A 13,289-nucleotide genomic window follows, 5' to 3' on the forward strand; every position below is an offset into this window, starting at 1 on the left:
TTATGGTTATTATTTAGCTATAAATATTATTTTCCTATTTTTCTAAATTTATTATATCTATTATTTAATAATTCATCATAATCTATACTTATTAATTCCTCTAAATCATTTAAAATATGCTCTTTAATATTTTTAGCTATTTCTTCTGGATTTTCATGAGCCCCATTTTCTGGTTCATAAATTATATCGTCTATTATATTAAACTCTTTTAAATCCTCTGAAGTTATTTTCATAGCAGATGCTGCCTTCTTAGATTTACTTACATCTTTCCATAATATAGAAGCAAATCCTTCAGGGGATAAAATAGAATATATTGAATTTTCTAACATATAAACCTTATCACCAACAGCTAGTGCTAAAGCTCCACCACTTCCACCTTCTCCAATTATTATAGAAATAATAGGCGTTTTTAAACTACTCATTTCCATTAAGTTTTGTGCAATAGCATACCCTTGACCTCTCTCTTCTGCTCCAAGCCCACAAAATGCACCTGGCGTATCTACAAAACATATAATTGGTCTTTTAAATTTTTCTGCTTGTTTCATTAATCTTAATGCTTTTTTATATCCTTCAGGATGAACCATTCCAAAATTTGTTTCTATATTTTCTTTAGTATCTTTACCTTTATTTATACCAATTATAGTTACATTAAAATTATTTATCTTGCCTATTCCACCTACTATCGCTTTATCATCTCCAAATGATCTATCTCCATGAAGTTCAATAAATTCATCGAATATATTTTCTATATAAAATCTAGAATTAGGTCTATCTTTATGTCTAGCAGTGTTTACTTTATTCCAAATTAAATCATCTTTATTTTGCATATTCAACCACCTCATGTAAGCTAATTACTTTAGATAGAAAATTTCTTAAATCTCTTCTTTTTACAATAGAATCTATAAACCCCTTTTCTAATACAAATTCAGCACTTTGAAAATTTTCCGGTAAAGTTTCATTTATAGTATTCTCGATAACTCTTCTTCCTGCAAAACCTATAAGTGCATCTGGTTCACTTATTATTATATCTCCTTGCATTGCAAAGCTTGCTGTAACTCCTCCAGTAGTAGGATTTGTAATAACACTAATATATAGTAATCCAGCCTCATTATGTTTTGCGATAGCAGCAGATGTTTTAGCCATTTGCATTAAAGAGAAAATTCCTTCCTGCATTCTTGCTCCGCCTGAAGCTGTAAATATTAAAAGCGGTAGTCTGTTCTTTGTTGAATATTCTATTGTTCTAGTTATTTTTTCTCCAACAGCACACCCCATACTTCCCATCATAAAATTGCTATCCATTACTGCTACAGCTACTTCTTGAGAGTTTATTTTTGCAATACCAGTCAAAACTGCCTCTTCCAGTTCAGACTTTTCCTTATTTATATTCAATTTATCTTCATATCCTTCAAAATCTAGAGGATTACCAGATTTAACTTCATTGAACATTTCAATGAAGCTATCTTTATCAAATATTTGTTCAATTCTTTTTTTAGCTGAAATATTAAAATGATTTCCACAATTTGTACAAACATTATAGTTTCTTTCTAAATCTTCTTTATATATTATATTTTTGCACTTATTACAGCTAATCCATTTGCCATTAGGTATATTAGGAACTGATGAGTTTTTTTCTAAAGCTCTAGTATTAACAGTTATATACTCTCTTTTTCTAAATAAATTTTTAAGCATTATAATTCACCAACTTTTCGTCTATAAATGAAGTTGTATAATTTCCATTGACAAAATCTTCATGCTCTAATATTTCATATTGAAAATCTATATTAGTTGTTACACCACCAATTGCAAATTCATCTAAAGCTCTTTTCATTTTTATAATCGCATTTTCTCTATTATCACCATAGGTAATTAACTTTCCTATCATAGAATCATAATATGGCGGTATTTCATATCCACAATATATAGCACTATCAACTCTTACTCCAAGTCCTGATGGAACATATAATTCACTTATCACTCCTGGGCATGGTCTAAAATTATTATTTGGATCTTCAGCATTGATTCTACATTCAATAGCATGACCTTGTATTTTTACATCATCCTGAGTAATTTCTAATTTTTGGTTAGAAGCTATTTTTAACTGTTCTTTAACAATATCAATATTAGTAATCATCTCTGTTATAGGGTGTTCTACCTGAATTCTTGTGTTCATTTCCATAAAATAAAATTTTCCATTATCATCAACTAAAAATTCAATAGTTCCTGCATTTTTATAATTTACAGCTTTAGCTGCCCTTACTGCAACCTCACCCATTTCTTTTCTTAACTTATCGTCTAAAAAACATGAAGGTGCTTCTTCTAGTACTTTTTGATTATTCCTCTGAAGTGAACATTCTCTTTCTCCTAGATGAATAACATTACCTTGTTCATCTGCAAGTATTTGAAATTCTATATGTCTAGGATTTTGTATATACTTTTCTATATATAATTTATCTTCTCCAAAACAAGCTTTAGACTCTAATTTCGCAGCTTCATAGTTATGTTTGAATTCTTCAGCATTATAAACTATTCTAATGCCCTTTCCACCGCCACCAGCTGCAGCCTTTATCATAAGTGGATAACCTATTGTATTTGCTATTTCTAATCCATGTTCAATAGAATTTATATCTCCTTCATATCCTGGAATAACTGGTATATTTGCACTTTTCATTATTTCTCTAGCTCTAGCCTTGTCTCCCATAAGCTCTATAACCTCAAAATCAGGTCCGATAAATTTTATATTACATTCCTTACATATTTTAGCAAACTTTGGATTTTCTGATAAAAAACCAAATCCTGGATGTATTCCTTCGCATCCAGTTAATACACATGCACTAAGTATATTAGCCATATTTAAATAGCTATCTTTACTAAGAGGACCACCTACACAAATAGCTTCATCTGCCATCTGTGTATGTAGTGCATCTTTATCTCCTTCAGAGTATATTGCCACAGTTCTTATATTAAGCTCTCTACAAGCTCTAATTATCCTTACTGCAATTTCACCTCTGTTTGCTATAAGTATTTTATTTAGCATAAATATCACCTACCCAATAGCGAACATTATCTCACCTTCGCAAACTATTTTACCATCTACACTAGCTTTCCCTTTTCCAACTCCAATGCTACCTTTTAGCTTTGTTATTTCTATTTCTAAATCTAGTCTATCTCCTGGCATTACTTGTTTTTTCCATCTAACTTTATCTGCACCAACTAAAAATCCTATTTTACCTTTAAAGTCTTCCGTAGATAGTATACATATAGCTCCCATTTGAGCAAGAGCCTCAAGTATTAATACTCCAGGCATTACAGGATACTCTGGAAAATGTCCATTGAAAAAATTTTCATTAATAGTTACATTTTTATATCCCTTAGCACTTTTACATTCTACTACTTCTTCAACTCTATCTATCATTAAAAAAGGATATCTATGTGGTAAAATATCTTTTATTTCTTTTACAGTTAACATCTATATTCTCCTTATCTTGAATAATGGATCTCCATACTGTACCATTTTTCCATTTTCACCTGATATACTTATAATTTCACAATCAAACTCTGCACTAATTTCATTCATTAACTTCATTGCTTCAATTATACATACAACCTCTCCCTTGCTGACTTTTTGTCCTACACTTACGAAAGGTTCTGAATCAGGAGATACAGACTCATAAAATGTTCCTACTATAGGAGACTTTATAAATTCAATATCATCTTCATTTGAATTTTTATCCTTATCTTTATTTATATTATTTAAATTACCATCTAATGTTAATAAATGTGTATTGGGTGATTCTAATTGTAAATTATCATCTATATCAGTAATAGCTAATTTACTTAGACTTCTAGAATCAATTACCTCATTTGATGCACTTGTATAATTTCTAGAAATAGACTTATCCATTTTTATATATTCTTTTCCATCTTGCATTTCAAAATAAGATAAATCAGAGTTATTAATTAATTCTATAAGCTCTTTTAATTCACTATAATTCATATTTACCTCCAATTACTCCCACTTTTTAAATAAAAGTGATGCATTATGTCCACCAAAACCCAATGAGTTATTTATGGCGTACTTTAAATTACATTTTCTTCCTACATTAGGTACATAATCTAAATCTAATTCCTCTTCACTTTCACTATAACCTATAGTTGGAGGTATAAATCCTTCTTGTAAAGCTTTTATACAAGCAATTGACTCTACAGCTCCAGCTGCACCTAATAAGTGTCCAGTCATTGATTTAATTGATGATATAGGTATATTTTTAGCATCTTCTTTAAATACTTTCTTTATTGCCCTTGTTTCAAATAAATCATTATAAGGTGTAGATGTCCCATGAGCATTTATATAGGAAACCTCATTAGGTCTAATATTAGCTTCACATATTGCATTTTCCATAGCCTTAGATGCACTTTCTCCTTCTGGATCTGGAGATGTTATATGGTATGCATCGCAAGTTGATCCATACCCAACAATTTCACATAGTATATTTGCATTTCTATTTAAGGCATGGTCTAAACTTTCCATAACTAAAATTCCTGCACCTTCTCCCATTACAAAGCCACTTCTATCTTTGTCAAAAGGTATTGAAGCTCTTTGTGGGTCATTATTAGAATTTAATGCCCTCATATTATTAAATCCTGCTATTGCGATAGGTGTTATAGAAGATTCACAACCACCACTTATCATTACATCTGCATAACCATGCTTTATATATCTAAAAGCATCACCGATATTATTTGTTCCTGTTGCACATGCAGTAACCGCTGATGTACAAGTAGCTTTAGCATTATATTTTATTGCAATATTAGCTGCAGCTGCATTTATTATTGTCATAGGTATATACATTGGAGATATTCTTTTAGGTCCCTTATTATATAAGGTACTAAACTCATGTTCATGAGTATGGAATCCACCTATCCCAGAACCAACCATTACTCCAAACTTATTTTTATCAACTTCATCTATGTTAAGACCTGAATTTTTTATAGCCTCTTCACTTGCTATAAGCGCATATTGCGTAAACCTATCAAGTCGTCTGCTTTCCTTTTTATCTAAGTAATCTTCAACTCTTAAATCTTTTACTTCTCCAGCAATTTTTACATCTAGATTTTCTGTATCTATAGATTTTATAAAATCAATTCCTAGTTTACCATTTTTAGCATTTTCCCAAAATTCATTTACATTATTACCAATAGGGGTTACTGCCCCTACTCCTGTTATAACTACTCTTCTACTCATAAATTCCTCCTACATTGCCATTCCGCCATCGACATGAATTACTTGACCTGTTATATAATTAGATTTATCACTGCCTAAGAATACGGCAAGATTTGCAATATCTTCTACTTGGCCAAGTCTTTTAAGTGGAACTTGAGAAATTATATTCTTCTTTTGATCCTCACTTAATATTCTAGTCATATCTGTATCTATAAACCCTGGAGCTATTGCATTTACATTTATGTTTTTACTTCCGATTTCTCTAGCTAAAGATTTTGTCATTCCAATAACTCCTGCTTTTGATGCTGAGTAATTTACTTGCCCTGCATTTCCAATAACACCAACAACAGAAGACATATTTATTATTTTACCTTCTTTTTGCTTTACCATTATAGGAGATACTGCTCTTAAACAATTAAATGCCCCTTTTAAATTCACTTCTATTACACTATCAAAATCTTCTTCTTTCATTCTTATTATTAAAGTATCTTTTGTTATACCTGCATTATTAACTAAAATATCTATTTTACCAAAAGTATTTTTAGCTTCTTTTATTAGATGCTCAGCTTCATCAAACTTACTTACATCTGCTTTGACAATCAAAGTTTTAGATCCAAGCTTATCAAGTTCTTCTTTTAACTTAAGTGCCTCTTCTTCACTTTTTCTATAGTTAAGTACAATGTTTGCACCTTCTTTAGCATATTTTAATGCTATTTCTCTACCAATGCCTCTTGATGCACCAGTTATTACAGCACATTTTCCCTTTAACATTTAACTTCCTCCTTTTTAAATCTTAATAATCTATATATTAGCTTTTATAAGATTTAAATTACATACAGTTTCTTTTAGAGATTTAATATCTTCAACATTATAAACATTTACTTCTTTATCTATCTTTTTAACAAACCCACTTAATGTTTTTCCAGGCCCAACTTCTATAAAAGTATCAACACCTTTATTTATAAGATCTCTTATGCTTTTTTCAAAAAGTACTGGTGACATTATTTGTAATCTTAATAATTCCCTTATATCATCTTCTTTTTCATAAGGTTCACCTTTAACATTAGAGTATACTGTCTTTGTTGGACAATTTATATTTGCCTTTTCAAGCTCTCTGTAAAATTCATGACTTGCTTTTTCATACATAGAACTATGGAAAGGTCCACTAACTTTAAGAGGAATTGCAATGCCTTTTAGTTCCTTAGCAATTTTTACACTTTGTTTTATAGCTTCATGTTCCCCTGAAATTACAACCTGACCTGGACAATTATAGTTAGCACCCTCAACTAATCCGAATTTACTAGCTCTGTTTATTAAGTCTTGAACTTTTTCTTCGCTTAATTTAAGTACAGCTGCCATAGTACCCTCTTCAGAACTTACTGCAGAGTCCATTATTTCAGCTCTTTTCTTTATAAGTCGTAATCCATCTTCAAAAGAAAGTACACCTGAGTATATTAACGCTCCGTATTCGCCTAGTGATAATCCAACTGTATAATCAGCACTAATTCCTTCAAGCTCCAAAGCCTTTTGACAAGCTAATGAAGTAAGAAGTATTGCCGGCTGACTATTTTTAGTTCTTGTCAGCTCTTCATTTGAACCTTCAAATATTAATTCCTTTATGGGCATACCTAATATTTCTTGACCTTTATCAAATATATTTTTACATTCTTCTATATTTTCATAAAGCTCTTTTCCCATATTTATATATTGAGATCCTTGACCTGGAAAAAGAAATGCTATATTTTTGCTCATTATACCCTCCTAATTGCTTCTTCTAGTTCGTTTATTAGTTCAGTAATAATTTCTTTACAACTTTGCTTTTCTTTAATAAGTCCAGCAATTTGTCCTGCCATTACACTTCCATTATCTACATCTCCATCTATTACAGCTTTTTTTAAAGCTCCTTTTCCTAAAGCTTCAATTTCACTTGTATCTGCATTAGACTTTTCTAATCTTAAATATTCTCTAGTTAATTTATTTCTTAATACTCTAACTGGATGTGACGTTGATACTCCAGTTATTTCAGTATCTATGTCTCTTGCATTTATAACTTTATTTTTATAATTTTCATGAACCTTACATTCATCTGCTACTAAGAACCTTGTTCCCATTTGAACTCCACAAGCACCTAGCATAAGAGACGCTGCTATGCCTCTACCATCTCCTATACCTCCTGCTGCTATTACTGGAATTTCAACAGCATCTACTACTTGTGGTACAAGGCTCATAGTAGTTAGTTGGCCTATATGACCTCCTGCTTCCATCCCTTCAACTATTATTGCATCTGCACCGAATTTTTCCATTCTTTTTGCAATTGCTACAGAAGGGACAACAGGTATTACTTTTATATTATTTTTTTTCCATTCATTCATATATCTACTAGGACTTCCAGCACCAGTAGTTACTACAGCTACTTTTTCTTCGCATACAAGTTTAGCTATTTCATCAACATTTTTTCCCATAAGCATTATATTAACGCCAAATGGTTTATTAGTAAGCGATTTAGCCTTTTGTATTTCACTTCTAACATCTTCAGTAGATCCTACTCCACTAATTATTCCAAGACCACCTGCTTCACTAACTGCTGCAGCTAATTTTGCATCTGAGATCCAAGCCATACCACCTTGAATAATTGGATATTCTATATTAAGTAAATCTGTTATCCTTGTATATTTCATAAATCCTCCTGTAACTTTACGATCTTAAGAGTTTATTTTTTCTTTAGTTTTTTCTTCTATGTAATTTACTACATCTTTAATACTCTTTAAGTTTTCTGGTGATTCAACTTCTATTCCAAATTGTTCTTCAACTTCTATAACTAATTGGAATGTATCTAATGAATCTATACCTAATGATTCAAATGTACTTTCTAAAGTTATTTCATCTCTTTCTATTGATAAGTTTTCTTCCATTATTTCTTGTAATTTTTCAAATATCATTTTATTTTCCTCCATAAATTTAAATTATTATTTTTGTTAAACTTCAGTTTTTTATTTATTACCTTTTATTACTTCTAAACTTTTAATTAATCTTAGTTATATCTTAGTTATATATTTAGAATTAAACTTTCCTTTTTTATTAATTTAAATTTTCATTTATATAGCCCAGTTAATTAAAGTAGCTCCATAAGTTAGACCTGCTCCAAAACCGACTAATATAATTTTATTGCCTTTTTTTAATAGTTTTTTTTCATGCATTTCACTTATAGCAATTGGTATTGATGCTGCAGATGTATTTCCATATTCATGTATATTTATGTAAAACTTATCTATTGGAAGTTTTAATTTTTTTGCAGCATAATCAATAATTCTTGTATTAGCTTGATGAGGTATTATATAGTCTATATCTTCTATATTTAAATTATTATCTTCTAAGATTTTGTTTATAGATTTGACAATAGTTGAAGTTGCAAATTTAAATACTTCATTACCCTTCATCTTTAACTTGGAATTTCTAATTATTTTATCTTTTACAAAAGGACTATCTAAATCATTTCCTTCTATTGTTATAGCATCCCATTTAGTACCATCTGATTTGCAGAATGAATGTCCTATACCTTTTGTATCGCTAATGGATAAAACGACTGCACCAGCTCCATCTCCAAATAATACACATGTAGATCTATCCTTCCAATCAATAGATTTTGAAAGATTCTCTGCTCCAACTACTATTGCATTTTTATAATTATTTGTAATCATAAGTGATTTAGCAACATTAAGTCCATAGATAAATCCAGAACAAGCTGCGCCTATATCAAAGGCTACTGCATTTTCTGCACCTATAATACCTTGAACTAAGCAAGCTGTAGATGGTGTAAACATATCTGGAGTACAAGTTGCAACAACTATCAGATCAATATCTTGAATTGATATATTAGCATCTTTTATGGCATCTAGACTTGCACGAGCAGCCATATTAGAAGTATCCTCTCCTGATGATACATATCTACTTTGTATTCCAGTTCTAGAACGTATCCACTCATCATTTGTATCCACCATATTGCTAAGTTGTTCATTGGTTACTTTTCTAGAAGGAGTATATTTTCCAACACCTCCTATAATTACTTCTTTCATAAATTTCTCCTCATTATTTTGATCTTATTATAATTTGAAAATCAAGATATATTATCAAAAAAATAATTTAAACCTAATTGGTTTAAAATTATTTATTCGATAATCAAAATATATTATATACAAAGTAAAAAGTCAACTATTTTTCCAATAATAATATTTTTTTATATATTATTACATTTAAATTAAAAACTTTATGTTAAATATACTTTGATTTCTAATAATTATTTATAATAAAAAAGATGATTTGAAGAAAACTTCTACAAATCATCTTTTCATTAACTATTCAGTTATAGAACTATACATAAAGTATTTAAAACCTAATGGATTAGTGTAGAATCCTTCTAACTTATCTGATTTTAAGTATAAATCAGTATAATAGTAAAGTGGTATTATTGGCGTTTCTTCTGCTAGAATATTTTCAGCCTCATGCATCTTAGCATATCTTTCCTCTTGATCTGTTGAAGATTTTACTTCTGAAATTAATTTGTCATATTCAGCATTAGACCATTGAGAATCATTATTTCCGCCATCAGTTACCCACATATCTAAGAATGATATTGGATCATTGTAATCAGCTAACCATCCATGACGTGCAACTTGATAATCACCTTTATTTCTTGTATCAATAAATACGTTCCAATCTTGAGAAGATATAGTTACATTTAAACCAAGATTTTCTTGCCACATATTTTGTATTGCTTCCATTATTGGCTCATGTCCTGGGTTACACATTAATTCTATAGTTGGAAGTCCTTTTCCATTTTCATAACCAGCTTCCTTAAGAAGTTGCTTAGCTTTTTCAATATTACCTTTGTAATCTTCTAAATCATACCATTTTTCTGATTTATCATGGAATTTAGTTTCTCCATCTACATCTGTAAGACCTATACCAACAAATCCATCTGCAGGTATTTGACCACCTTTAGCAACCTCTTCAACTATAAAATCTCTGTCTATAGCAAGAGAAAGAGCCTGTCTTACCTTAACATTATCTAACCCTTTTTCTTTTACATTAAGGCATAAGAAATAAGTACCTAATTGTTCTTCTATATATAGACCATTATCTTTCATTGCTTCTATTTCTTCAGAAGGTAAATCATCTGCAAATAAAATTTCTTCGTTTTTAAATGCTGCTAACATTGTGTTTTTATCTTCCATAAGCACAAAGTTTATTACATCTGGTCCTAAATTTTCTACATCATAGTAATTTTCATTTTTTTCATAAACCATCTTAGATTGATGTTCCCAAGTTTTTAAAACATAAGGTCCATTACCAATATATGTATCTTCAGTAGTAGACCATGTATCAGGATTTGCCTCTACTATATCAGATCTTACTGGGTATGTTGCTGGGAATGCACAAACCTCTAAGAAATATGGTGTAGCTGTTTCTAATGTTACTTCTAATGTTTTTTCATCTATAGCTTTTACACCTAATTCTTTAGGATCTTTTTTACCAGCCATTATATCCTTTGCATTAGCAACCATATCTATCATATAGTTGTAATCTGCACCTGTATCTGGATTTACTAATCTTTGCCAAGAATAAACGAAATCTTCTGCTTTTACAGGCTGACCATCTGACCATTTGGCATTATCACGTATTGTGAAAGTATAAACTGTTTTATCTTCACTTTCCTCTACTTTTGCAGCTTGACCCTCAACAATATTTCCTTCCTTATCTAATTTCATTAACCCTTCAAAAGCGTGGTTTATTAATGTACCACCGTCCACTGCTGTATTCTTTGCAGGGTCTATGCTTTCTGGTTCTGGTCCTACATTTACATTGATTTCATATCCATCAGATGATCCAGTTCCAGAATCTGTTCCTGAACTACTACATCCAGATAGTACTGTTGATAGTGCTAAAGTTGAAGCTAAAATTACTGCAATTTTCTTCTTAAATTTTAGTATCTTCATACTATTTTAATCCCCCTCATTATTTAATTTTTATATAATACCCTTGGTAATTATATATCTAATATAATTTAAAATTTGTCTATATTATGACATGCAACAAAATGACCATTATTATATTCTTTTAATACTGGTGCTGAATTTTTACATTCTTCTGTTGCATATGGACATCTAGTTCTAAATGTACATCCACTTGGTGGATTTAACGGGCTAGGTATATCCCCTTCCAATACTATACGTTTTCTGGCTCTACTAGTTTTTGGGTCAGCAATTGGAATAGCTGAAAGTAGAGTTTGAGTATAAGGATGCATAGGATTTTTATATAATTCATTACTATCAGTTAACTCTACTAAATGACCTAAGTACATTACTCCAATTCTATTACTTATATGTTTTACTACTGATAAATCATGAGCTATGAATAGATATGTGAATCCTCTTTCAGCTTGTAGATCTTCTAGCATATTTACTACCTGAGCTTGTATTGATACATCTAAAGCTGATATAGGTTCATCACATACTATAAACTCCGGATCAACAGCAAGAGCTCTTGCTATACCGATTCTTTGTCTTTGTCCCCCTGAAAACTCATGTGCAAAACGATTAGCATGTTCTTTATTTAATCCAACTGTCTCAAGTAAACTATAAATCTTTTCTTGTCTTTCTTTTTTATTACTATATAATTTATGGATATCTAATGGTTCACCTATAATATCTCCAACAGTCATTCTTGGATCTAATGATGCATATGGATCTTGGAAAATTATTTGCATCTTTTTCCTATACTGTAACATGTCAACCTTTGTTATATCTTCTCCATCATAGATAATTTTTCCTTCAGTAGGTTCATGAAGTCTTAATATTGTTCTTCCTAGTGTTGTTTTACCACAACCACTTTCTCCAACAAGACCTAATGTTTCCCCTTTTTTTATATGCAAAGTAACATCATCAACTGCTTTAACATAATTGGTTTTAAAAAGACCTTCTTTTACGGGGAAGTATTTTTTTAATCCTACTATTTCTATTAAGTTGTCATTTTTTGATTCATTCATCATAATGCTGCTACCTCCCTTTCATATTCCTCTTTTACCATTAACCAACAACTAGCTTCATGCCCATCCTCGACATGATAAACAGGAGGTATTTTTTCCATACATATATTCATACAATACTCACATCTAGGAGCAAATGCGCATCCTTTTGGAGGATTAATTAGGTCTACAGGGTTACCTTCTATAGGAATTAATCGTTCATGATCATCATTATTTATTTTAGGTATAGATTTTAGTAAGCCTAAAGTGTAAGGATGTTTAGGATTATAGAAAATATCATCAATGCTTCCTCTTTCGATTATATTTCCTGCATACATAACAGCTACCTTATCACAAATTTCAGAAATCACACCTAAATCGTGAGTTATAAATATGATAGACATGCTTATTTTTTCCTTTAGTTCCTTTAGCAACTCAATTATTTGAGCTTGAATTGTAACATCTAGAGCAGTTGTAGGTTCATCTGCTATTAGTAATTTCGGATTACATGCAAGTGCCATAGCTATCACAACACGTTGTCTCATCCCTCCAGAAAACTCATGTGGATATTGATTAAGTCTCTTTTCTGGTTGATTTATACCTACTAGTTCAAATAACTCTATTATTCTTTCTTTTCTTTGTTTTTTATCTAAATTAGTATGTTTTTTTAAACTTTCGTCAATTTGGCTTCCTACAGTAAAAACAGGATTCAGAGAAGTCATAGGATCTTGGAAAACCATCCCTACATCTTTCCCTCTTAGCTTTAACATCTCTGATTCAGATAAAGAAGTTATATTTTTATCTTCAAAATTAATATTTCCACTAATTATTTTACCTGGCTCGGGAATTATACCCATAAGGGCATATGACGATACTGATTTACCACTTCCAGACTCACCTACTATTCCCATTGCTTCTCCATACTTTAAATCATAAGAAACTTTACGAACTGCCTTAACTTCACCTGCATGAGTAAAGAAAGAGACTTCTAGTTCATCAACATTTAATAATACATCATTCTTTGTTTTCTCCATTAAATTCTCCCCC

The 13,289-nt window shown here is 30.6% G+C and carries 14 protein-coding genes; all 14 read right to left on the minus strand.

Annotation, left to right across the window (positions count from 1 at the left end; translation table 11 throughout):
• Positions 1-26 precede the first annotated feature (26 nt).
• Entirely contained in the window at positions 27-827 is an 801-nt protein-coding gene (locus tag HF520_RS05845; protein ID WP_168573129.1) for an acetyl-CoA carboxylase carboxyltransferase subunit alpha, read from the minus strand.
• Complete coding sequence (gene accD, locus HF520_RS05850; RefSeq protein WP_168573130.1) at positions 817-1,689, minus strand: acetyl-CoA carboxylase, carboxyltransferase subunit beta; 873 nt, start codon at positions 1,687-1,689, stop codon at positions 817-819. Before accD ends, HF520_RS05845 begins: the two co-directional genes overlap by 11 nt.
• Positions 1,682-3,034 carry an acetyl-CoA carboxylase biotin carboxylase subunit gene (locus tag HF520_RS05855; protein WP_168573131.1) on the minus strand — a complete coding sequence of 451 codons (1,353 nt, stop codon included), beginning with the start codon at positions 3,032-3,034 and terminating at the stop codon, positions 1,682-1,684. Before HF520_RS05855 ends, accD begins: the two co-directional genes overlap by 8 nt.
• Before the next feature lie 9 nt (positions 3,035-3,043).
• Positions 3,044-3,466: a 3-hydroxyacyl-ACP dehydratase FabZ gene (fabZ, locus tag HF520_RS05860; RefSeq protein WP_168573132.1), complete on the minus strand. Its 423-nt coding sequence runs from the start codon at positions 3,464-3,466 to the stop codon at positions 3,044-3,046.
• A complete protein-coding gene (gene accB, locus HF520_RS05865) occupies positions 3,467-3,994 on the minus strand; it encodes an acetyl-CoA carboxylase biotin carboxyl carrier protein (RefSeq protein WP_168573133.1) in 528 nt (175 codons plus the stop codon).
• 12 nt (positions 3,995-4,006) lie between these two features.
• The gene (gene fabF, locus HF520_RS05870) at positions 4,007-5,242 is read right to left on the minus strand and encodes a beta-ketoacyl-ACP synthase II (protein WP_168573134.1); all 1,236 of its coding nucleotides are present in this window, start codon (positions 5,240-5,242) and stop codon (positions 4,007-4,009) included.
• A gap of 9 nt (positions 5,243-5,251) precedes the next feature.
• Positions 5,252-5,992 carry a 3-oxoacyl-[acyl-carrier-protein] reductase gene (gene fabG, locus HF520_RS05875; protein WP_168573135.1) on the minus strand — a complete coding sequence of 247 codons (741 nt, stop codon included), beginning with the start codon at positions 5,990-5,992 and terminating at the stop codon, positions 5,252-5,254.
• Positions 5,993-6,022: 30 nt separating this feature from the next.
• Positions 6,023-6,973 carry an ACP S-malonyltransferase gene (fabD, locus tag HF520_RS05880; protein ID WP_168573136.1) on the minus strand — a complete coding sequence of 317 codons (951 nt, stop codon included), beginning with the start codon at positions 6,971-6,973 and terminating at the stop codon, positions 6,023-6,025.
• A complete protein-coding gene (fabK, locus tag HF520_RS05885) occupies positions 6,973-7,899 on the minus strand; it encodes an enoyl-[acyl-carrier-protein] reductase FabK (protein WP_168573137.1) in 927 nt (308 codons plus the stop codon). The genes fabD and fabK overlap by 1 nt, the downstream gene beginning before the upstream one ends.
• Positions 7,900-7,923: 24 nt before the next feature.
• Positions 7,924-8,160, minus strand: coding sequence for an acyl carrier protein (locus HF520_RS05890; protein WP_168573138.1), 237 nt, complete (start codon positions 8,158-8,160; stop codon positions 7,924-7,926).
• Between the two features lie 156 nt (positions 8,161-8,316).
• Positions 8,317-9,294 (minus strand): beta-ketoacyl-ACP synthase III, encoded by a 978-nt coding sequence (locus HF520_RS05895; RefSeq protein ID WP_168573139.1) that lies wholly within the window; start codon positions 9,292-9,294, stop codon positions 8,317-8,319.
• Positions 9,295-9,573: 279 nt separating this feature from the next.
• Positions 9,574-11,214, minus strand: coding sequence for a peptide ABC transporter substrate-binding protein (locus HF520_RS05900; protein WP_168573140.1), 1,641 nt, complete (start codon positions 11,212-11,214; stop codon positions 9,574-9,576).
• Positions 11,215-11,282: 68 nt separating this feature from the next.
• A complete protein-coding gene (locus tag HF520_RS05905) occupies positions 11,283-12,266 on the minus strand; it encodes an ABC transporter ATP-binding protein (protein WP_330586314.1) in 984 nt (327 codons plus the stop codon).
• Positions 12,263-13,276, minus strand: coding sequence for an ABC transporter ATP-binding protein (locus HF520_RS05910; RefSeq protein ID WP_168573141.1), 1,014 nt, complete (start codon positions 13,274-13,276; stop codon positions 12,263-12,265). Before HF520_RS05910 ends, HF520_RS05905 begins: the two co-directional genes overlap by 4 nt.
• Positions 13,277-13,289 lie beyond the last annotated feature (13 nt).

Origin of the sequence: Romboutsia sp. CE17 (genome assembly GCF_012317385.1) — a bacterium.
Lineage (GTDB): Bacteria > Bacillota > Clostridia > Peptostreptococcales > Peptostreptococcaceae > Romboutsia_E.